Annotated in this window: 22 protein-coding genes; 5 read left to right on the forward strand and 17 right to left on the reverse strand. The window is 67.6% G+C overall.

The annotated features are described in order from the left end of the window. Positions 1 to 69 precede the first annotated feature (69 nt). A complete protein-coding gene (gene yhbY, locus QQA13_RS09160) occupies positions 70 to 366 on the forward strand; it encodes a ribosome assembly RNA-binding protein YhbY (RefSeq protein ID WP_108473010.1) in 297 nt (98 codons plus the stop codon). Then, positions 366 to 743, forward strand: a complete 378-nt coding sequence (locus QQA13_RS09165) for an Mth938-like domain-containing protein (RefSeq protein WP_108473011.1) — start codon at positions 366 to 368, stop codon at positions 741 to 743. Before yhbY ends, QQA13_RS09165 begins: the two co-directional genes overlap by 1 nt. 15 nt (positions 744 to 758) lie before the next feature. Here QQA13_RS09165 and QQA13_RS09170 read toward each other — a convergent pair whose 3' ends face one another. From QQA13_RS09170 to surE, 4 genes are read right to left on the reverse strand one after another with little or no spacing between them, the layout of a single operon-like run. Next, positions 759 to 1766 carry a peptidoglycan DD-metalloendopeptidase family protein gene (locus QQA13_RS09170; RefSeq protein ID WP_108473012.1) on the reverse strand — a complete coding sequence of 336 codons (1008 nt, stop codon included), beginning with the start codon at positions 1764 to 1766 and terminating at the stop codon, positions 759 to 761. Positions 1767 to 1818: 52 nt separating this feature from the next. Next, the gene (locus QQA13_RS09175; RefSeq protein WP_108473013.1) at positions 1819 to 2427 is read right to left on the reverse strand and encodes a YqaA family protein; all 609 of its coding nucleotides are present in this window, start codon (positions 2425 to 2427) and stop codon (positions 1819 to 1821) included. Beyond that, the gene (locus QQA13_RS09180) at positions 2427 to 3107 is read right to left on the reverse strand and encodes a protein-L-isoaspartate(D-aspartate) O-methyltransferase (RefSeq protein WP_108473014.1); all 681 of its coding nucleotides are present in this window, start codon (positions 3105 to 3107) and stop codon (positions 2427 to 2429) included. Before QQA13_RS09180 ends, QQA13_RS09175 begins: the two co-directional genes overlap by 1 nt. A 3-nt stretch (positions 3108 to 3110) precedes the next feature. Then, positions 3111 to 3908, reverse strand: coding sequence for a 5'/3'-nucleotidase SurE (gene surE, locus QQA13_RS09185; protein WP_108473015.1), 798 nt, complete (start codon positions 3906 to 3908; stop codon positions 3111 to 3113). A gap of 152 nt (positions 3909 to 4060) precedes the next feature. On the opposite strand from surE, the gene QQA13_RS09190 reads away from it, so the two are divergent. Together QQA13_RS09190 and QQA13_RS09195 are read left to right on the forward strand one after the other, a co-directional pair. Continuing rightward, a complete protein-coding gene (locus tag QQA13_RS09190) occupies positions 4061 to 4609 on the forward strand; it encodes a Smr/MutS family protein (protein WP_108473016.1) in 549 nt (182 codons plus the stop codon). A 46-nt stretch (positions 4610 to 4655) separates the two neighbouring features. After that, entirely contained in the window at positions 4656 to 5291 is a 636-nt protein-coding gene (locus QQA13_RS09195) for a hypothetical protein (RefSeq protein ID WP_108473017.1), read from the forward strand. Here the strand turns inward: QQA13_RS09195 and truD are convergent. The 8 genes from truD to QQA13_RS09235 are packed head-to-tail and all read right to left on the reverse strand — an operon-like array spanning position 5274 to position 13103. Beyond that, positions 5274 to 6290, reverse strand: coding sequence for a tRNA pseudouridine(13) synthase TruD (truD, locus tag QQA13_RS09200; protein ID WP_108473018.1), 1017 nt, complete (start codon positions 6288 to 6290; stop codon positions 5274 to 5276). The genes QQA13_RS09195 and truD overlap by 18 nt on opposite strands. 48 nt (positions 6291 to 6338) lie before the next feature. Next, positions 6339 to 7733, reverse strand: a complete 1395-nt coding sequence (gene mgtE / locus QQA13_RS09205; RefSeq protein ID WP_108473019.1) for a magnesium transporter — start codon at positions 7731 to 7733, stop codon at positions 6339 to 6341. Continuing rightward, positions 7730 to 8203, reverse strand: a complete 474-nt coding sequence (gene ispF / locus QQA13_RS09210; RefSeq protein ID WP_108473020.1) for a 2-C-methyl-D-erythritol 2,4-cyclodiphosphate synthase — start codon at positions 8201 to 8203, stop codon at positions 7730 to 7732. Before ispF ends, mgtE begins: the two co-directional genes overlap by 4 nt. After that, the gene (ispD, locus tag QQA13_RS09215) at positions 8203 to 8898 is read right to left on the reverse strand and encodes a 2-C-methyl-D-erythritol 4-phosphate cytidylyltransferase (RefSeq protein ID WP_108473021.1); all 696 of its coding nucleotides are present in this window, start codon (positions 8896 to 8898) and stop codon (positions 8203 to 8205) included. The genes ispF and ispD overlap by 1 nt, the downstream gene beginning before the upstream one ends. After that, positions 8895 to 9230 carry a cell division protein FtsB gene (gene ftsB, locus QQA13_RS09220; RefSeq protein WP_108473022.1) on the reverse strand — a complete coding sequence of 112 codons (336 nt, stop codon included), beginning with the start codon at positions 9228 to 9230 and terminating at the stop codon, positions 8895 to 8897. The genes ispD and ftsB overlap by 4 nt, the downstream gene beginning before the upstream one ends. A 10-nt stretch (positions 9231 to 9240) precedes the next feature. Beyond that, positions 9241 to 10539 carry a phosphopyruvate hydratase gene (gene eno, locus QQA13_RS09225; RefSeq protein WP_108473023.1) on the reverse strand — a complete coding sequence of 433 codons (1299 nt, stop codon included), beginning with the start codon at positions 10537 to 10539 and terminating at the stop codon, positions 9241 to 9243. A gap of 60 nt (positions 10540 to 10599) precedes the next feature. Continuing rightward, complete coding sequence (gene kdsA / locus QQA13_RS09230; protein ID WP_108473024.1) at positions 10600 to 11436, reverse strand: 3-deoxy-8-phosphooctulonate synthase; 837 nt, start codon at positions 11434 to 11436, stop codon at positions 10600 to 10602. Next, complete coding sequence (locus QQA13_RS09235) at positions 11433 to 13103, reverse strand: CTP synthase (RefSeq protein ID WP_108473025.1); 1671 nt, start codon at positions 13101 to 13103, stop codon at positions 11433 to 11435. Before QQA13_RS09235 ends, kdsA begins: the two co-directional genes overlap by 4 nt. Before the next feature lie 207 nt (positions 13104 to 13310). Between QQA13_RS09235 and QQA13_RS09240 the strand changes: the two genes are divergently transcribed. Continuing rightward, positions 13311 to 15110, forward strand: coding sequence for an aminopeptidase P family protein (locus tag QQA13_RS09240; protein WP_108473026.1), 1800 nt, complete (start codon positions 13311 to 13313; stop codon positions 15108 to 15110). A 9-nt stretch (positions 15111 to 15119) separates the two neighbouring features. Here QQA13_RS09240 and QQA13_RS09245 read toward each other — a convergent pair whose 3' ends face one another. From QQA13_RS09245 to QQA13_RS09265, 5 genes are all read right to left on the reverse strand, one after another. After that, positions 15120 to 16070, reverse strand: coding sequence for a PLP-dependent cysteine synthase family protein (locus tag QQA13_RS09245; RefSeq protein WP_108473027.1), 951 nt, complete (start codon positions 16068 to 16070; stop codon positions 15120 to 15122). A 1-nt stretch (position 16071) separates the two neighbouring features. Next, positions 16072 to 16413, reverse strand: coding sequence for a carboxymuconolactone decarboxylase family protein (locus QQA13_RS09250; RefSeq protein WP_108473028.1), 342 nt, complete (start codon positions 16411 to 16413; stop codon positions 16072 to 16074). A 38-nt stretch (positions 16414 to 16451) separates the two neighbouring features. Beyond that, positions 16452 to 17441 (reverse strand): lipoyl synthase, encoded by a 990-nt coding sequence (gene lipA / locus QQA13_RS09255; protein ID WP_108473029.1) that lies wholly within the window; start codon positions 17439 to 17441, stop codon positions 16452 to 16454. Between the two features lie 104 nt (positions 17442 to 17545). Further along, positions 17546 to 20254, reverse strand: a complete 2709-nt coding sequence (locus tag QQA13_RS09260) for a putative bifunctional diguanylate cyclase/phosphodiesterase (RefSeq protein WP_108473030.1) — start codon at positions 20252 to 20254, stop codon at positions 17546 to 17548. Between the two features lie 112 nt (positions 20255 to 20366). Beyond that, positions 20367 to 21143, reverse strand: a complete 777-nt coding sequence (locus QQA13_RS09265) for a TenA family transcriptional regulator (protein WP_108473031.1) — start codon at positions 21141 to 21143, stop codon at positions 20367 to 20369. Between the last annotated feature and the right edge of the window lie 269 nt (positions 21144 to 21412).

Below are 21412 nucleotides of genomic sequence, written 5' to 3' on the forward strand. Positions count from 1 at the left end.
GCCGATTGGGGAACGGGATGGCGCATGATACCCTTTGCCGTTCATTTACCGCGAATCGAGCACCCGCGCATGGCCCTTTCCTCCTCGCAGATCCGCTACCTGCGCAGCCTTGCCCATGACCTGAGCCCGGTCGTCCTGCTCGGCAACAAGGGCGCCAGCGAAGCCGTGGTGAAGGAACTGGGCCAGGCGCTGGACATCCACGAGCTGGTCAAGGTGAAGCTGTCCGGCGGCGACAAGGACGAGCGGCAGGCCCAGATCGACGTGCTGACCGGAGGCACCGGGGCCGAAAAGATCCACCAGATCGGCCATGTCGTCGTGCTGTTCCGCCGCAACGCCGACGAGCCGAAGATCGCCCTGCCACGCTGATGGACCTGTCGCTCGAACGTCCCGAGGGTTATCTCTACGTACGCCGCGTCGGCGCGCGTGGGGTCACGCTGATCGACCGCGAGCTCACCAGCAGTTTCCTGCTCGCACCCGATCGGGCGATCGAGAACTGGCCGGTCACCGCCGCCGGCACGCTGGACGCCAGTCATGTCGAAACCCTGCTGGCGCTGCAACCCGAACTGGTGATACTGGGCACCGGCGAGCGCCAGGCATTCCCGGCTGCCGCGTTCATGGCCGGCTTCCTGCGCAAGGGCATCGGCATCGAAGTGATGGATAACGCCGCTGCCGCGCGCACCTACAACCTGCTGGCCGGCGAAGGGCGGCGGGTGGTGGCCGGGTTCATCCTGCCGCTGGCCTGATGGCCGACGCCGCGATCAACGCGGCGGCAGATAGCCCAACGGATCGACCGGGTTGCCGTCCTTGCGGATCTGGAATTCCAGTTCATTGCGGGCGGTGCCGGTCGAACCCATCTCGGCGATCTGCTGGCCCATGCTGACCCGCTGACCTTCCTTGACCAGGCGCTTGCGATTGTGGCCGTAGGCGGACAGGAAGCTGTCGTTGTGCTTGATGATCACCAGCTCGCCATAGCCGACCAGGCCGTTGCCGCTGTACACCACCACGCCATCGGCGGCAGCGCGTACCGGGTCGCCGGACTTGCCCGCAATCTCGATGCCGGGAATCGCGTCGCCACCCTGGAAACGCCCCACCAGGCTGCCATCGGCCGGCCAGCGCCATTGCACGCTGCTGACCACACGCGAGACTCCCGCAGGCGGCGGCGACGGTGCCGGCATGGTTGCCGGCACGGCGGCCGGCATGCCCGCCACCGGTACCACGGACGTCGTTGTCGCAGCGACGGCGGGCGCAGCCGGCTTTGCCGGTAGCGGCACGCTCGCCGGAGATGTGGCCGGCACGCTCGCGGACGTGGCCGCCGATGGATGTGCCGGCGGCGGCGTGGCCGGTGCAGCAACCGGCTCGAATACCGGTGCCGATGATGCCGCGGGTGCCGACGCACCGCCGACATGGCCAGGCGTGGCAGTCACCGGCGCGACGGCAGTTTTCGCCGGTGGGGAAAGCGTCAGTCGCTGTCCCGGCCAGATCGTGTATGGCGCGGCGATGCCGTTCCACTGCGCCAGGTCGCGGAAGTCCACGCCCTTGCGGAACGCGATCGAGTACAGCGTATCGCCCTGCACCACGTCATAGCTGCCGCCGGGAATCGGCGTGCGGGCCGGCGCCGTCGTGGCGGTGACAGGGCGGTGGTCGTCGTAGCTGCCGGCCGCCGGTTCCACCACGACCGAGCTGCGCATGGTGCCGCAGGCGGCAAGCAGCACGGTCACGGCCAGGGTTGCCAGGCACTGGAGATATCTATCCATGCGCACCAGCATACCGAGGCGGGCGGTCTTTTTCATGCGACGCCACTCCGCGGGGCAACGCCGCTCAACGCAGCCAGAACCACCACACCAGCAGCAGGGCCAGTATGGCCAGCGCGGCCCAGCCGATCCATTCGACGTACTTGTGCAGGATCCGCTCGGCACGTTCGCCGAACAGGCGGATCAACAGCGCCAGCAACCACACGCGCTTGCCGCGACCGAGCCCGATGCAGGCCAGGAACGGCAGGATCGGTACGCCGATGATGCCGCAGGCCCAGGTGATGAACTTCATCGGCACCACCGGCTGCAGCGCGGCCAGGATCAGCACGCCGTACATGCCCCAGTGGTGCTCGACCATCTGCCGGCTCAAGGTCGCCACGCCCTGCTCGATCGGCGCCAGCAGGTGCAACGCGTCGAGTACCGGCCGCAGGGCATGGAACGCCCAGTGGCCCAGCACGTAGCCCACCAGCGCGCCCAGCAGCGAGAACAGCAGGCTGATGTTGGCGAAGAAGAACGCCTTGTGCCGCTTGCCCAGCATCATCGGCGCCAGCATCACTTCCGGTGGAATCGGGAAGATGAACGACTCGACGAAACTCAGCCCGGACAGGTAATACAGCGCCCTTGGCTCGCGTGCCCAGCTCAGCGCACGCGCATAAAGTGCCCCGAACAGACGCATCAGCCGATCCCGCCCAGCAACGGCACGAAACTGACCGCGCCCAGTTCCTCCTGGATGAAATCGCCGTGGCCATCGCCGCGCATGCGGATCAGCGTCTGCCGGCTCGGCGAGCCGACCGGCGCCACCAGCACGCCGGTGGGGCTGAGCTGGTCGAGGATGCGGGTGGGAATGGTGTCGCCGGCGGCGGTGAGGATGATCGCGTCGAACGGCGCCTCGTCCGCCCAGCCAAGCTTGCCGTCGTCGTAGCGCGAACGCAGGTTGGTCAGGCCGAGCTGGCGGAAGCGCCGGCGCGCCTGGCGCAGCAGGGCCTCGATCCGCTCCACCGTGAACACCTGCGGCACCAGCGCGGCCAGCACCGCGGCCTGGTAGCCGGAACCGGTGCCGATCTCCAGCACCTTCTGTGGCATGCCGAACTCCAGCAGCGCCTCGGTCATGCGCGCCACCACCCACGGTTGCGAGATGGTCTGGCCGTGGCCGATCGGCAGTGCGTCGTTTTCATAGGCGCGCGAATGCAGCGCCTGGTCGATGAAGTGATGGCGCGGCAGGTCGCGGATCACCTCGATCACCCGCGCGTCGCGGATGCCGCCCTCCTTCAGGGTCGCCGCGAGGCGGTCGCGCGCGCGTTGCGAGGTCATCCCCTCGCCTTTCAAGTCCGCGGCAGGCAATGGATACGTGGTCATGGCTCAGGCCGCCTCGTCGTTGCTGGTGCGGCTCACCGCCATCGCGTCGCTCAACGGCTGCATCCAGCTGCTGACCTTCTCCAGCGCCTGGAAGCGGGTCAGGTCGACATGGATCGGCGTAACGGAAACAAAACCGCGCCGCACCGCATTGAAATCGGTGCCGGGACCGGCATCGTCCACCTCGCCGGCCGGACCGATCCACCAGATCGGCCGCCCGCGCGGGTCGGTCTGCGCGATGCATGGCGCGGCACGATGGCGGCGGCCGAGCCGGGTCACCTCGAAGCCTTCGATCTCCGCCCACGGCCGATCCGGCACGTTGACATTGAGGATGGTGTCGGCCGGCAGCGGATCGACCAGCAGGCGCTGCATCAGCAGCAGCACCGCCTTCGCCGCCGAGTCGTAATGCTCGCCCTTGTGGTCACGGCTGACCAGCGACACCGCGATCGCCGGCAACCCCAGGAAACGCCCTTCCATCGCCGCCGACACCGTGCCGGAATAGATCACGTCGTCGCCCAGGTTCGCCGAATTGTTGATGCCGGACACGACCATGTCGGGCTCTTCGTCCAGCAACCCGGCCAGCGCCAGGTGCACGCAATCGGTCGGCGTACCGGCGACGCGATAGTAACCATCGCCCATCGGCAGGACGCGCAGCGGCGCATCGAGCGTGAGCGAATTGCTGGCACCGGAGCGATCGCGGTCGGGCGCCACCACCGTCACCTGCGCCACTTCGCCGAGACGTTCGGCAAGCACGCGGATGCCAGGTGCATCCACGCCATCGTCGTTACTTACCAGAACTCGCATGATGCTCCATCGAAAACGGATTGCGGACACGCTTGTCCATGACCTCACGGCGCGCGCCACACCCGCCGAGTTTACCGGAGCGTGGCGCTGGTTTCACTGCGCCGCGATCTTCGCCTTCCCGTCATGCACGCGCTTTGACTTAGCATGCAGGCATGAAGCGCCGCCCCTCCGCACCGGTCGATGACGACGACAGCCGCCTGTTCCGCGAGGCGATCGGCGATGTGCGGCCGCTGGCGCCGGTGCCGGCGCCCCCAGCGGCTGCGAAACCCGCACCGCACCCGCACATGCTGGAAGCGGACGAGGCCGCGGTGCCTGGCGAATTGCTGGACATGGCGTTCGACCCGGCCCTGCTTGAAGTAGGCGAGGAACTGGGCTACCTGCGCGACGGCTACCCGCCGAAGCTGCTGCGCCAGCTCAAGCGTGGCCAGTTCAGCGTGCAGGACGACCTCGACCTGCACCAGATGAACGCCGCCGCCGCACAGGCCAGCATCGTGGCCTTCCTGGCCGAGGCGAAGCAGCACGGCCTGCGCTGCGTGCGCATCGTGCACGGCAAGGGCCTGCGCTCGAAGGCCGCCGGACCGGTGCTGAAAGGCCTCACCGACCGCCTGCTGCGCCGGCGCGACGACGTGGTTGCGTTCGCTTCGGCGCGGCCCGCGCTGGGCGGCACCGGCGCGGTGATCGTGCTGCTGCGTTCAAGCTGACTTTCCCGACACACCCGGACCATCGCGCCACCCATGAGGATCTCCCATGCGCCCGCTCGGCCAACGTTTCCTGATGATCTATTCCGGCGTGCTTACCGCCGTCTTCGCCGTCACGGTCCTGGGCGCCGCCGTCTCGCGGACGAAGTTCGGCACGCTTGACGTGCAACGCATCAACATCGTCGAGCCCGACGGCACGCTGCGCATGGTGATCGCCAACCACGCCCGTCTGCCGGGCATCATCGTGAAAGGTCACGAACAAGCCTTCGACCGCCCGCAGGCGGGCATGCTGTTCTACAACGACGAAGGCTCGGAGACCGGCGGCCTGATCTTCGGCGGGCATCGCAATGCCAAAGGCCAGGTGGTGGATTCCGGCGGCAGCCTGTCGTTCGACCGCTACAACGCCAACCAGGTCGTCCAGTTGCTCGGGGTGGACGACCACGAAGATCGCATGGCCGGCCTAGCTGTATCGGACAGCCAGGAGAACGGACAAGGACATCGGCGCATCTGGGTTGGACGCGACGACGACGGTGTCGCCAGGCTCGCCCTGATGGACGGCGCCGGGCACAAACGACTGTTGCTGGAGGTGCCCGACACAGGCGCGCCGAGCCTGACTTTCCTGGACAGCGACGGCAAGGTCATGCAGCGCATCGCACCGGTCGCCGGTTCAAGCGGCAGTCGATGAGGCCAGCTCGCGCACGACCACCGTGGCGTACGCGCCGGCCGGCAGCTCGAACGACAGTTCCAGCGCGTCGTCGCCCAGCCAGCGCCAGCGCAGGTCGTTCGGCAGCAGCCGCAGCGGGCGGCGTTCCTGGTCCATCCGCGCGGCCGCCAGACCGGCGGCCAGGTCATCGTTGGCGGCACCGATCTCGCGCTCCAGCGCGCCCGCCTCGCCCTGCGTGGGTGGCTCGCCCTGTCCCCACAACGGGCCGGACGGATGGATGTCGGCGCGCGCCAGCCGCTCGGCCAGCAGGTCGGTGAACGGTTCCGGACCGAACCAGGAACGCGAGCCGGCCAGCGACCAGATCTCGCCTTCCAGCGGGCTGTCCCAGACGCCACGCTCGACCCGTGCCGCCAGCACGCTGTTGAAGATGTGCGAACGCGCCGCCGACAGCAGGAACGAACGCTTGTCGCGATCCACCCGGCGCCCGCCGAACATCGCCCGTGCCTGCGCCACGTTGCCGCCCTCGCGGCCGAAACGCTGCTCGCCGTAATAATTGGGTACGCCACGTGCGGCGATCTGCGACAGCACCTGCTCGGCCGCCGCGCGATCACCTTGCACATCGCGCAGCACCAGCACGAAACGGTTGCCGCGAAGCGCGCCGCGTTTGAGCTTGCGCGAATGCCGTGTCGACGCCAGCACTTTCACTTCCGCATGCGGAAACGTCGACCAGTCCGGATCGGGCTTGCCGGCCAGTTGCACCGAAAACGTCTGCCGGGTCACGGCATGACGATCCTTCATGCCTGCGTAGCCGACCGCGACCTGCGATACACCGGCAAATTTCGCCAGCTCGCGCGCGACCCAGTCGGTATTCGCCCCGCGCTTCTCCACCCACAGCAGGGCATGCTCGCCCGCGCCATCGGCATCGTAGCCGAGGATCTCCTCGACCTGGAAGTCTTCGGGGGCCACGCGCAGGCGGGCGGTCAGTGGCGGTTCGCCGAAGGCGTACGGAAGTTCGGACATGGCATGCTCAACGACAAGGGATGATCCAGCGCGTGCGGATCGGGTGGTTCACATCAGGAAAATCGTGGCCAGGCCAAGGAAGATGAAAAAGCCACCACTGTCGGTCATCGCGGTGATCAGCACGCTGGAGCCCAGCGCCGGGTCACGGCCGAACTTCGTCATCAGCACCGGGATGCCGACACCGGCGAACGCCGCCAGCAGCAGGTTGAGCGTCATCGCCGCGGTCATCACCAGGCCCAGCGACACGCTGTCGTACAGCACCCACGCCACGACGCCGATCACCCCGCCCCAGATCAGCCCGTTCAGCAGCGACACGGTCAGTTCCTTGCGCCACAACCGTTTCGCGCTTTCGGCGGTGATCTGGTTCAGCGCCAGCGCGCGCACGATCATGGTGATGGTCTGGTTGCCGGAGTTGCCGCCGATGCCAGCCACGATCGGCATCAGCGCGGCCAGCGCCACCAGCCGCTCGATCGAGCCCTCGAACAGGCCGATCACGCGCGAGGCGATGAAAGCGGTGACCAGGTTGATCGCCAGCCACGACCAGCGGTTCTTCAGCGAGGCCCACACCGAGGCGAAGATGTCTTCTTCCTCGCGCAGGCCGCCGCGGCTGAGCGCTTCGCTCTCGCCTTCCTCGCGGATCACGTCGACCATCGCGTCGATGGTGATGCGACCGATCAGGTGGCCGCGCTCGTCGACCACCGGCGCGGTCACCAGGTCGTAGCGCTCGAAGGCCTGCGCCACGTCGTACGCGTCGTCGGTGGGATGGAAGGTGTTGACGTCCGGCGCCATCACCGCGCTGACCATCTTCTCCGGCGGGTTCACCAGCAGCCAGTGCAGCGGCAGCACGCCGGTGAGCAGGTTGTCGTGGTTGATCACGAACAGCTTGTCGGTCTGCGCCGGCAACTCGTCCCAGCGGCGCAGGTAGCGCAGCACCACTTCCAGGCTGACGTCCTCGCGGATGGTGACCATCTCGAAGTCCATCAGCGCGCCGACCTGGTCATCCTCGTAGGACAGCGCCGACTGCACCTGCTCGCGCTGCTGCGTGTCCAGGCTCGCCATCAGCTCCGGCAGCATCGCGGTCGGCAGGTCCTCGACCAGGTCAGCCAGTTCGTCCGCGTCCAGCGGCTCGACCGCGGCGAGGATCTCGTGGCGGTCCATGTCCGCGATCAGCGACTCGCGCACCGCGTCGGACACTTCCAGCAGGATCTCGCCGTCGCGATCGGCCTTCACCAGCTGCCAGACCGCCAGGCGGTCGTCCAGCGGCAGCGATTCGAGGATGAACGCAATGTCAGCCGGGTGCAGCTCGTCCAGCTGCCGGCGCAATTCGGCCTGCGACCCGGCCGGCAGCGGGCTCTCGTCGTCGTGCCGGCGCAGCACCTCGACGATGGCTTCGAGCTGATCGTGCAGCCGGCTGGCGGCGCTGCGGGCTTCTACTTCGCTCACGCGCGCTCCAGCAGGACGCACGCCTGCGCGGCGATCCCCTCGCCCCGGCCACAGAAGCCGAGCCTTTCGGTGGTGGTGGCCTTGATGCTGATGCGGCCGATCTCGCTGTCCAGGTCGGCGGCGAGGTTCTCGCGCATCGCCTGCGCGTGCGGGCCGACCTTCGGCGCCTCGCCGATCACGGTGATGTCGGCATTGCCCAGCGCGTAGCCGTGCTGCGCCATCAGCATCGCCGCGTGGCGCAGGAACTGGCGGCTGTCGGCACCGCGCCAGCGCTCGTCCCTGGGCGGAAAGTGCTGGCCGATGTCACCCAGCGCCAGCGCACCGAAGATCGCGTCGCACAGCGCATGGATCACCACGTCACCGTCCGAGTGCGCCACCACGCCATGGCGATATGGCACACGCACGCCGCCCAGGGTGATGTGGTCGCCCTCGCCGAATGCATGCACGTCGAAACCCTGGCCTATGCGCATCATGCTGTCCTTGAAAGCAGGAACTCGGCCAGCGCGAAATCCGCTGCCGTCGTCACCTTGATGTTGTCCTCGGCGCCCTCGACCAGCAACGGCGCGAAACCGGCCAGCTCCATCGCCATCGCCTCGTCGCTGACGTTTACGCCACGTCGTGCCGCCCCGCGCAGCGCTGCCGCCAGTTGAGCACGCCGGAACATCTGTGGCGTGAAGGCGCGCCAGCGCAGGTCGCGTGGCTCGGTCAGCTCGCTGCGGCCGGCCGTATTCGCCCGCTTCAGCGTATCGCGCAGCGGCGCGCCGAGCAGGCCGCCGTCGGCCGCACCGGCCCGTTCGATCAACTTGCCGATATCGGCCAGCCGCACGCACGGTCGCGCGGCGTCGTGCACCAGCACGAAATCGCCCGTACCCACCGACGCGGGCAACGCGTCGATTCCGGCCAGCACCGAATCGCTGCGCTCGGCCCCGCCGATCGCGGTCAGCACCGGCTTGCCGTTGAGCGTGCCGATGCCGGACCAGTGCGCATCGGCCGCCGCCAGCGTCACCAGCAGGCCGCCGATCCGCGGATGTGCGGCCAACCGCTCCAGCGTGTGCGCGATCAGCGGCCGCCCGGCCAGCGGCAGGTATTGTTTCGGGCAGTCGCCGCCAACCCGGGTGCCGCGCCCCGCGGCCGGCACCACGCACCACAGCGTCGGCGCGCTCATGGCGATCCGGCAGGCGTGGCGGGTGGCGGTGGCGGCAGCGAGCTACTGCTGCGGGCCGGTGGTTCGACCACCTGGTAGAACACTTCGCCCGGCTTGATCAGCCCCAGTTCGGTGCGCGCCCGCGCCTCGACCGCCTGGTCGCCATGCTTGAGGTCCAGCACGTCGGCGCCGACCGCCTGGTTGCGCTGCAGCAGCCTGGTGTTCTCATCGGCCTGTTTCTTCACCGCCACGCGCAAACTGTCCACCTCGTGCATGCTGCCGCTGCCGGTCCACAGCTTCAGCTGCAGTCCGATCAGGAGCAGGATCAGAACCAGGGCGATCCAGCGCAGCATGGGCGGCCGTTCAGCCCGGCAGGCGGGTCAGGTTCGGAAACGCATCGCGACCGGCATAGCGCGCGGCCGAACCCAGCGCCTCCTCGATGCGAAGCAGCTGGTTGTACTTCGCCACGCGATCGCTGCGGCACAGCGAGCCGGTCTTGATCTGGGTGGCCGTGGTGGCCACCGCGATGTCGGCGATGGTGGTGTCCTCGGTCTCGCCGGAACGGTGCGAGATCACCGCCGCGTACTTTGCCGCGTCGGCCATCGCGATCGCTTCCAGCGTCTCGGACAGCGTGCCGATCTGGTTCACCTTGATCAGGATCGCGTTGGCGATCTTCTTCTCGATGCCTTCGCGGAAGATCGCCGGGTTGGTCACGAACAGGTCGTCGCCAACCACCTGGATGCGATCGCCGATCGCATCGGTGAGCAGCTTCCAGCCGTCCCAGTCGCCTTCGGCCATGCCGTCCTCGATGGTGACGATGGGGTACTGCTTCGCCCAGCCGGCGAGCAGGTCGACGAACTGCGCCGAGCTGTACTGCTTGCCTTCGCCGGCCAGGTCGTACTTGCCGTTCTTGTAGAACTCCGAGCTGGCCGCGTCCAGGCCGAGCAGGATCTCGCTGCCGATCTTGTAGCCGGTCTTGTTGACGGCTTCGAGAATCGTGTCGATCGCCTCGACGTTGGAGCGCAGGTTCGGCGCAAAGCCGCCCTCGTCGCCCACCGCCGTGCTGAGGCCGCGGCCGTGCAGCACGCTCTTCAGCGCGTGGAAGATTTCCGCACCGGCGCGCAGCGCCTCGGCGAAGCTCGGCATGCCCACCGGCAGTATCATGAACTCCTGCACGTCGACGTTGTTGTCGGCGTGCGCGCCGCCGTTGATGATGTTCATCATCGGCACCGGCAGCGCGCCCGGCTTGCCATGCGACAGGTACTGCCACAGCGGCTCGCCGCGCGAGGCCGCCACGGCATGCGCCGCCGCCATCGACACGCCGAGCAGCGCGTTGGCACCCAGCTTGCCCTTGTTCGGCGTACCGTCCAGCGCAATGAGTTTGGCATCCAGACCCTTCTGGTCGGCCGCATCGAAACCCTTCAGCGCTCCGGCGATCGCGCCGTTGACGTTGGCTACCGCGTTCTTCACGCCCTTGCCACCGTAGCGCGACTTGTCGCCGTCGCGCAGCTCGACCGCCTCGCGCGAACCGGTGGAAGCGCCGCTCGGTACCGCGGCACGGCCGAAGGCGCCATCGGCCAGGGTGACTTCGGCTTCCAGCGTGGGGTTGCCGCGCGAGTCGAGGATTTCACGGGCGTGGATGCGGGTGATCTGGGTGCTCATGCGGTTTCCGTAAGCTGATGGTGAAAGAGTTGGAACGGGCGCATCGCTGCGCCCGGTGTTTCAGGAAACATCCTGCTCCAGGAAGCGGTGCCGCTTGGTCACGGCATCCAGTTCCATCAAGGTTTCCAGCAGCGCCTCCATCTTGCCCAGCGGCCAGGCGTTCGGGCCATCGGACAGCGCCTTGCTGGGATCGGGATGCGTCTCGGCGAACAGGCCGGCCACGCCCACGGCGACCGCCGCGCGCGCCAGTACCGGCACGAACTCGCGCTGGCCGCCCGACGTCGCACCCTGGCCGCCAGGCAGTTGCACCGAGTGGGTGGCGTCGAACACCACCGGGCAGCCGGTCTCGCGCATCACGCTGAGCGAGCGCATGTCCGAGACCAGATTGTTGTAGCCGAAGCTGGCACCGCGCTCGCACACCATGATGTCGTCGTTGCCGACGGCTTTCGCCTTGGCCACCACGTGCTTCATGTCCCACGGCGCCAGGAACTGGCCCTTCTTGATATTCACCGGCTTGCCGGCGCGCGCCACCTTCTGGATGAAATCGGTCTGCCGACACAGGAACGCCGGCGTCTGCAGCACGTCGACCACCGATGCCACTTCATCGAACGGGGTGTATTCGTGCACGTCGGTGAGCACCGGCACACCGATCTGGCGCCTCACTTCGCCCAGGATGCGCAGCCCTTCTTCCATGCCCGGCCCGCGGAAGCTGTCGCCGGAGGAGCGGTTCGCCTTGTCGAAGCTGGACTTGAAGATGAAGTTCACGCCGAGCCGCGCGGTGATCTCCTTCAGCGTGCCGGCGGTGTCCAGCTGCAGCTGCTCGGACTCCACCACGCAGGGGCCGGCGATCAGGAACAGCGGCCGGTCCAGGCCGACCTCGAAGCCGCACAACTTCATGCCACATGCTCCTTCGCCAGCTTCTCGCCGTCGCGCACGGCCTTGAACTCGCGCGCGGCGCGCACGAAGCCGATGAACAGCGGGTGGCCGTCGCGCGGGGTCGAGGTGAACTCCGGGTGCGCCTGGCAGCCGAGGAACCACGGATGTTGCTGCTGCGGCAGCTCCACGATCTCCACCAGCAGGTCGTCCATCGATTTGCCGGAGATCACCAGGCCCAGGTCCTCGAACGGCTGGCGGTAGCGGTTGTTGAATTCGTAGCGATGGCGATGGCGCTCGCGCACCACGTCCTGGCCGTACAACTCGCGCGCCAGCGTGCCGGCCTTGAGGCGGCACTCCTGCGCGCCCAGGCGCATGGTGCCGCCGAAGTCGGAACGGTCGCTGCGCTGCTCGACCTCACCGCTGGCGGTGGTCCATTCGGTGATCAGCGCGATCACCGGATTCGGCGTGTTGCGGTCGTTCTCGCTGGAGTCGGCATCTTCCAGGCCGGCAACGTGACGGGCGAAATCCACTACCGCCGCGTGCATGCCGTAGCAGATGCCGAAGTACGGCACGCCGTGCTCGCGCGCGTACTTCGCCGCCAGCACCTTGCCCTCGAAGCCGCGCTTGCCGAAGCCGCCGGGCACCAGGATCGCATCGGCCTTGCCGAGCACCTTGGCGGCGCCTTCGGCCTCGACCTGCTCGGAGTCGACCCAGTCCAGGTTCACCCGCGTCAGCTGCTTGATGCCGCCGTGGCGCAGTGCTTCGCCCAGCGACTTGTAGGCGTCCTTGTGCTCGACGTACTTGCCGACGATGGCGACGGTGATCTCGTCCTTCGGATGCTCCACCGCATCGACCGTGCGCTGCCACGCGGACAGGTCCGCCGGCTTGGCGTCCAGCCCGAGGCGCTTGACCACGATGTCGTCCAGGCCCTGCTGGTGCAGGTACAGCGGCTGCTTGTAGATGATGTCCACGTCGGCGGCACTGATCACGGCGTTTTCCGGCACGTTGGTGAACAACGCAATCTTGCGCCGTTCGCCCTCCGGCAGCGGTTGCTCGCAGCGGCACAGCAGGATGTCCGGCTGGATGCCGATCGAGCGCAGTTCCTTCACCGAGTGCTGGGTCGGCTTGGTCTTGATCTCGCCGGCGGCCTTGATGTACGGCACCAGGGTGAGGTGCATGAACACCACCTTCTCCGGGCCGTGCTCGATGCGCAGCTGGCGGATCGCCTCCAGGAACGGCAGCGATTCGATGTCGCCCACGGTGCCGCCGATCTCCACCAGCGCCACGTCGAAACCGCGGGTGGCCTCGTGGATGCAGTGCTTGATCTCGTCGGTGATGTGCGGGATCACCTGCACGGTGGCGCCCAGGTAATCACCGCGGCGCTCCTTGCGGATCACGCTCTCGTAGATCTTGCCGGTGGTGATCGAGTTCTTGCCGGTCAGGCGGGTGCGGACGAAGCGCTCGTAGTGGCCAAGGTCGAGGTCGGTCTCGGCGCCGTCGTCGGTCACGTAGACCTCGCCGTGCTGGAAGGGACTCATCGTGCCCGGATCCACATTGATGTAGGGATCGAGCTTCATCATGGTGACCGAGAGGCCCCGCGCTTCGAGAATGGAAGCGAGCGACGCCGCAGCAATGCCCTTGCCAAGCGAGGACACCACACCGCCGGTGACGAAAATCAGGGGGGTCATGGAAAGCAGCCGTGCGGAAATTGGCATTTTAGCTGCAGAAGCGCCGCACTGCGAGATGGCAACGAAGAATTCTCCGGCTTTGGTTCATTTCCGGGCTGATGCGAAGCGCTCTGCAGGGCGGGCATTGCTCGCCAGCTCTGCGCTGGCCAGGCTGCGGCGGGCAGTGCCCGCCCTACGCCGCCGGCGCCCTCTGCTAGCATTTCGGACATGAACAACCCCGTCCCCGCCCGTCTCGCCGCCCTGCGCGCGGCCATGCAGCAGCACGGCGTCGCCGCCGTGCTCGTTCCCAGCGCCGACCCGCACCTGTCCGAATACCTGCCGGCCCATTGGGCCGCGCGCGAATGGCTGTCCGGCTTCACCGGTTCGGCTGGCACCCTGATCGTCGGCCGCGACCAGGCCGGGCTGTGGACCGACTCGCGCTATTTCGCGCAAGCCGAGCAGCAACTGGCGGGCAGCGGCATCGGCCTGATGAAGCTGCGCGTGCCGCACACGCCCGAGCATCTCGAATGGCTGCAGCAGCACCTCCACGAGGGCGACGTGCTGGCCGTGGCCGGCGACAGCGTGGCCGTGACCACCCAGCGCCAGATCGAACGGCGCCTCGCCGCCAGCGGCGCCACGGTATGCACCGACCTGGACCTGCCCGGCGCGATCTGGACCGACCGCCCGGCCCTGCCGCAAGCGCCGGTGGTCGAACACGACCTGGCCCACGCCTGCATCCCGCGCGCCGACAAGCTGGCCCGCCTGCGCAAGGCGATGCACAAGCTCGGCGCCACCCATCACCTGTTGTCCAGCCTCGACGACATCGCCTGGCTGACCAACCTGCGCGGCAGCGACGTGGAGTGCAACCCGGTGTTCCTGGCCCACTTGCTGGTGCAGGCGGAACGGCGCGCCACGTTGTTCGTAGGCCGCGCCAAGCTGAGCGACGCGCTGGTTGCCCGGCTGGCCGCCGACGGCATCGGCATCGCCGACTATGCGGCAGTCACTTCGACCCTGCAGGAACTGGGCCCGGATGATCGCCTGCTGCTGGACAGCGGCCGGGTGGTCGGCGCGATAGCCGCGGCGATCGCACCCGCCGTCACCCGGATCGAAGCGGCCAATCCGAGCACCGCCTTCAAGGCGGTCAAGAGCGCTGCCGAACTCGACCATATCCGCGACGTGATGCGCCGCGACGGCGCCGCCCTCGTGCGCGGATTCCGCCGGCTGGAACAACGCCTCGCCGCCGGCATGACGGTAACCGAGCTGGACGTCGACACCTTGCTGCACGAGGAACGCTCGGCTCAGCCCGGCTGGGTCGGCGAAAGCTTCGCCACCATCGCCGGCTACCAGGCCAACGGCGCCCTGCCGCATTACCGCGCCACACCGGAATCGCACAGCACGCTGCAGGCGAAGGGCCTGCTGCTGATCGACTCCGGCGGCCAGTACCTGGGCGGCACCACCGACATCACCCGCGTGCTCGCGCTGGGCGAGACCACGCCGGAACAGCGCCGCGATGCCACCCTGGTGCTCAAGGGCATGATCGGGCTGTCGCGCGCACGCTTCCCCAGGGGCGCCAGCGGCCCGCAACTGGACGCGCTGGCGCGCGCGCCGCTGTGGGCTTCGGGCATGGACTACGGCCACGGCACCGGCCACGGCGTGGGCTACTTCCTCAACGTGCACGAGGGGCCGCAGTCGATCCGCCCGCCGGTCGCCGGCGGCGCACTGGTGGCGCTGGAGCCGGGCATGATCAGCTCGATCGAACCGGGCCTGTACAAACCCGGCCGGCACGGCATCCGGCACGAGAACCTGGCAGTGGTGGTCGAGGCCGACCGCACCGAATTCGGCGAATTCCTCGCCTTCGAGACGCTGACGATGTGCCCGTTCGACCGCCGCGCACTGGAGCCGGGTCTGCTCAACCCTGAAGAACGCGCCTGGCTGGACGACTACCATGCCAGCGTGCGCGCCGCGCTCAGCCCGCTGCTGGAAGACGCCGACCTGGAGTGGCTGAACCGCCACTGCGCGCCGCTGTAGGCGGCGACTTCACTGGAAGTGCGTGGCGTCCACGTCGGCGGCGGCCGCCTGCATGAAGTACTCGTGCAGGTATTTCTCGCCCTCGTCGCAGAACACCGTGACCACGGTCTTCAGCTCCGGGAAGTTCTCCCGGATGCGTTTGGCGGCCAGCAGATGCGCACCGGAACTCGGCCCGCAGAACAATCCGTACGTGCGCGCCAGCCGTTTCATCTCGGCCACGGCATCGGTGCTGGACACGCTCAGCACCTCGTTCACCAGCCCCGCGTGGCGCTGGAAGATGCCCGGCACGAAGCCGTCCGAAATGCCCTCGATGGTATGCGCGGCAATCTCGCCGCAGAGGATCGTGCACGATTCGGACGGCTCCATCGCGAACAGCCGCACGTTCGGGTTGACCTCGCGGAACGCCTGGCCCACGCCGATCAGCGTGCCACCGGTGCCCACGCCCAGCACCAGCGCATCCGGCACGCGGCCCGATGGCAGCTGGGCGAGGATTTCCGGGCCGAGGATCAGCCGGTTCTCCTCCACGTTCCATTCCGACTCGAACTGGCTCGGCGCGAAGTAGCCCGGCTGCTGGCCGAGCCGCTGCGCGCGCACCAGCGCCTCGTTGACGTGGAAGTTGCCGCAGAACAGCACATCCGCGCCGTACGCCCGCGAGATCGCCACGCGCTCGCTGGACAGGCCCTCGGGCATCACCACCAGCATGTGGTAACCCTTCACCGCCGCCACCATCGACAGCGCGTTGCCGGTATTGCCGCTGGTCGCCTCGACGATGGTGTCGCCGGGCTTGAGCAGGCCCTCCTGCTCCGCTCGTTCGATCATGTACTTGGCGATGCGTGCCTTGATCGAGCCGGAGGGGTTGAGGAACTCGATCTTCGCGTAGACGCCCTCGATCTCCAGCAGCGGGGTGTCGCCCACCGCGTCGAGGATGCTGTCCGATACCGTGACAAAGCGCTTGGCCATCTCAGCCGGCCTCGTGCGCGTGCTGCATCGTGTCCAGCGCTAGCGTGGAGTGCGCATAGGCTGCACCCGCGCGCATCTCGGCGGCGACCCAGATCGCTTCCATGACCTGCTGTTCGCTGGCGCCCTGCTTCAAGGCTTCGGCGGTGTGGCCCTTGATGCAGTACGGGCATTGGGTGACGTGCGCCACCGCCACCGCGATCAGCTGCTTGGTAACGTTCGGCAGCGCGCCATCGGCGAACACCGCGGCGCTGAACGCCTTGAACGCCTTCAGCGGTTCCGGCGCCAGTTCACGGCGCTTGTGCGCCAGCTCCGCTGTGGATGAGGGATACATCGGATGTTCCATGGCGACACTCCTTAAGCAGGTGATCGGCCGCAGGCTGCCTACACGCTCAGCTGCAGTCCGAGATTGTTGTGCTCCAGCACGCGCTCGGCGCGATAGCTCGAACGCACCAGCGGCCCGGCAACTGCCTCCAGGAAACCCATGCCGAGCGCCAGTTCGCGGTAGTGGCGGAACTCGTCCGGCGTGACGAAACGCTGCACCGGCAGGTGGTGCGGGCTGGGCCGCATGTACTGGCCCAACGTAACGACGTCGACGTCGGCGCCGCGTATATCGCCCAGCGTGAGCTCGACCTCCGCGTCGGTCTCACCCAGGCCCAGCATCAGGCTGGTCTTGGTCAGCGTCTGCGGCGCGTGCCGCTTGGCGAAGGCCAGCACGCCGAGCGTCTGCGCATAGCCGGCACGCGGGTCGCGCACGGCATGGGTCAGCCGCTCCACTGTCTCGATGTTCTGCGCGTAGGTGACCAGGCCGGCGTCGAGCACGGTCGCCACCGCGGCGTGGTTGCCGGCGAAGTCCGGGGTCAGCGCCTCCACCGCGGCCTGCGGCGCGCGCTGGTGGATCGCCCGCACGCAGGCGGCGTAGTGCGCCGCGCCGCCGTCGGCCAGGTCGTCGCGGTCGACCGAGGTCAGCACCACGTACTTCAGCCCCATCAGCGCCACCGCGTCGGCCACCTGCAGCGGCTCCAGCGGATCGAGCCAGCCCTGCGGGTTGCCGGTGCTGACCGAGCAGAACTTGCACGCGCGCGTGCACACCGAACCCATCAGCATCAGCGTGGCGGTGCCGCGGCCCCAGCACTCGGCGATGTTCGGGCACTTCGACTCGGCGCACACGGTGTTCAGCTTGTGGCTGCGCACGATCTCGTGCACCGCCTCGTACTGCGCCCCGCCCGGCAGCTTGACCCGCAGCCACGGCGGCTTGCGCTCGACATCCGGCACGTCGCTGGCATGGTTCGGGCGGATGCCGCCCTTGACCGCGCGGGTGCCCTGCGGGCTGACGTATTTGCTGCCGTCGGGAATGCGTTCGCTGCTGGACATGGGAGGCACGATCCGTGGAATCCATGCAGTCTCCCGCGGCATCCCACCGGGCGCCCTGATGCATATCAAGGCACCGGGCATGGCTCCGTGGCTGGCGCGCCGGATCAGTGGCGCTTCGGCGGCACCAGCCTCAACCGTGTCGGTACCGGCGGCTGGTTCGGGCACAGCAGGTGCTGCACTTCCCCGGGCCGCAACGGGTAGGAATACAAATAGCCCTGCCCCTCGACGCAGCCACTGCGCTGCAGGAACTCGTGCTGTGCCTCGGTCTCGATACCCTCGGCAATCGTGATGAGGCCGAGGCTCCTGGCCATCACCAGGATCGCCTCGGTGATCGCCGCATCGTTGCTGTTGCCCGGCAGGCCGGTGACGAAGGAGCGGTCGATCTTCAGGTAGGCCACTGCCGGCAGCTTCAGGTAGGCCATCGAGGAATAACCGGTACCGAAATCGTCGATCGCCACATCGATGCCGAGCGTATGCAGGGTCTGCATGGTGCGCTCGACGTCGTCGCCCAGGCGCAACATCGCGCTCTCGGTGATCTCCAGCAACAGGCGGCCGGCTGACAACTGTCGCGACTGCAGGGTCCGGCTGACCCCGTCGACGAAAGCCGGATGGCCGAACCAGCGCGCCGAAATGTTCACCGCCACGCGGATCGGCGGCACACCAGCCAGGTCCCAGGCCTGGATCTGGGCACAGGTGGCCTGCATCACCCATTCGTCGATGCGGCGGATCAGGCCCAGGCCCTCCGCCACCGGAATGAATTCGGCCGGCAACACCTCGCCACGCTCGGGATGCTGCCAGCGCACCAGCGCCTCCACCGCCACGATGCGGCCGGTGCGCAACTCGACACTGGGCTGGAACACCAGCTGGAATTCGTTGCGCGCCAGCGCCTGGCGCAACTCGGCCGCCAGCTGCAGGCGCCGGCGGGTGTCGGCGTGCATCATCGGCGTGTAGAAACGGAACGCGTTGCGCTCCTCGATCTTCGCCGCGTACATCGCCGCGTCGGCGTTCGCGATGAGCGCCAGCGCGCTGTCGCCGTCCAGCGGATAGCCGGCCACGCCGATGCTGGCGCTCAGCACGATCTCGTAGTCGTCCACCAGCAGCGGTTCGGACAAACTGGTGAGCAGACGGCCGACGATCGCCCGCGCGTCCTCGCGCAGGATCAGCCGCGGGATCAGCACGGTGAACTCGTCGCCGCCGATGCGTCCGGCCACGTCGCCCTCGGACAGCTGCCGGCGGATTCGCTCGGCCACCTTGACCAGCAGGCGGTCGCCGATCGCATGGCTGTAACTGTCGTTGACGATCTTGAACGCATCCAGGTCGATGAACAGCACCACCACGGCCAGCCGCTCGCGCTCGGCCACCGCGATCGCCTCGGCGCAGTGCCGCTCGAATTCCGCCCGGTTGGCCAGGCCGGTCAGCGGGTCGTGCCGCGCCATTTGCTCCAGCCGATGCTGGTTCGCCTTCGCCTCGTGGATGTCGGTGAGCACGGCGACGTAGTAGACCACCTGGTCGTCCGCATCGCGGATCGTGCTGAGGCTGAGGTGCTCGGGATAGCTGCTGCCGTCGCTGCGGGTGCTCAATACCTCGCCCATCCAGTTGTGGCCGGCAGCGACGCTGTCCCAGATCGACTGCGGCAGTGGCTTGCCGTTGGGCAGGCGGCGGCTGTCGTCGAGACGCTTGCCCTGCAGTGCCTGGCTGGTGAAGCCGGTCAGCGCGGCATGCGCCGCATTGGTCGAGATCACCTGCCGCCCGGCGTCGGCGATGATCACGCCTTCGGCGATGCTGGCCAGTGCCTCGGCGGCGATCCGGCGCTCCCGCTCCATCACCACCCGCTCGGAGATGTCGCGGATGATCGCCTGGCGCACCGGCTGGTTGCCCCAGTTGACCAGGCTGGTCTGCGTTTCCACCGGGCGGGTCTGGCCCTTGGCTCCCAGCAGCACGTTGGCGGCGGCCCGTCCGGCCTGCTGGCCCACCATGGATTGCGCGAAAAGGTGCACGTAACGGTCACCGACCAGTTCGCCCGCACGGCGCCCGGTCCACGCCGAAGCGGTGCGGTTGACGTCCAGGATCCGCCCGCTGGCCTCGTCGATCATCACGATCGCGTCGGCGGCGCTGTCGAACAGCAGGCGGTAACGCTCCTCGCTGCCGCGGATGCTGGCTAAGATCCGGCGCGCCATACCAAGCCATAGGAGGGCCGCGATGGCCGCCGCTGCTAGTACGCCGCCAAACAGCACCTCCCCTATCCAGACGGCACCGTCGGCGATCGAACGCGAGAACAATTTGCTGCGCGGCTCGATAAAGCTATTGATCTGGGCGATGCGTTCGCGCTGGCTGGCGATCTCCGCCTGGGTAATCCTCCCGGTGGCATACCCCCCTTCCAGCGAAGCCGCTATGTTGTTGAGTTGCGCAATGGAGTCGTCGGTCGAGCGCCAAGCCCGCAGCGCGTCGCGCATGTAGGGCGCGTTCGGAAAATGGTGCAGCATGAAGATCACGCTGGGAATCGCTATCGTGACCGTCCTGCTGCGGCGCAACGCACCGGCCACCGCCTCGTAATCGTAGTCGCCCGTCGCAATCTGGTCGCGCGCCCACTGATCGGCCATCAACACGCCGTAGTTGAGCTTGTAGTTGGCCAGATCCGCCGCTTCGCCTTTCGCCGCGTAGACATCCAAGGATATGACGACCTGCTTCTGCGCCTTGGACCAAATGCTCTCGCCGTTCAGGAACCCGGCGAGAGCCACTTGGACCTGCAAAGCCACCCACGTCAGCGCCAGGATCAGCCCGACCACTCCCACCAACCCGTACGCAAGCGGCATCAAGCGTCGCGACAGCGGCCGTTGCAAGTTGATCGTGGAGTTACGCATTGCATCCCCTGTTTCGCGTCTGGCGAATCAACCTCTGGGCATTGCACCAAAGCGTAATCAGCCGTCAGGCAGCGGCGGCGCTCGCCACCTCCAGCAGGCGACGCGGCTCGACGCAACGATCAGCGAGTATCCGCATGCAGGTATAGCTGCGCTTGATGCACTCGCTGATATGGGCGACTTCGTCGGCTGCCGGGTTCATGCCCATCAGTGTACAGACTATCTCCAGCGCCTCCCATGGATGGGTGTCGTCGTAGGCAGCGTGAAGCTGCAGCCAGCGCAACGTTCCCGCCCTGGTCCCCGGCGGGAAGCTTTCCGTGTAGCTCTTGTTCTCGAAGATCAATTGCGACCATTCTCCCGTAGCCCCTTCGACCGCGTAGTTGGTAGCCGCGATGCTCGCAGCCAGCGAATCACGGGTGCTGACATCCTCGCACCAGTCCGCCAGCACCTCGGTACCCCGGGGCGGAACTCCCTTCAACAACTCTTCACGAGGAATGCCTGCCCCCTCCGCCCAGTTGAGCCAGTATTCAGCGTGGTTCTGCTCGACCCGGATATTACGCACCAGCCAGCGGCGCGCAAGGTTGTCCCCGAGGCTGCGGCCGAAGCGCGTCTTCAGCAGACTCTTGGCCATGTAACCCGGAAAGCGTTCGATCACCGGCCAGATACCCACCATGAAATTGGTGGTGCCGGGCATACCCAATGTTCCATTGCTCATCTTTTCCCACAGCTCATGAGTGACCACGCTCTGCTTGGTGCTTTCGCAGTCGGCCACCATGTCCTGCGCCCATTGCGGGTAGCTGCCCAGCTCGGTCAGCGGGCCGGTGCGTTCAAAAGGGGTATTCATGTGATTTTTCCTCGGTCATCAATGAGTGCTGCAGTCGGCTGCAGCGTCTATGGCCGGCGCGGAAAACAGAAACCCCGACGCCGGCCGCCATCCGGCATCGCGAGCGATGCCGAAATTCCTTTGTGCATGGCCATGGTGGCGATACCCCCTTTTTGCACACGCTGTCCGAGCCGTGGCTGCCGCCGATGCGGCGCGAGACCCCGGCGGGGCTTTACCCTCCCCCTGGATGGCCGGTGCGGCACAGCCTTCACACATCCTGCACGGAAGCA

Source organism: Rhodanobacter thiooxydans, assembly GCF_030291135.1.
GTDB classification, from domain to species: Bacteria; Pseudomonadota; Gammaproteobacteria; order Xanthomonadales; family Rhodanobacteraceae; genus Rhodanobacter; species Rhodanobacter thiooxydans_A.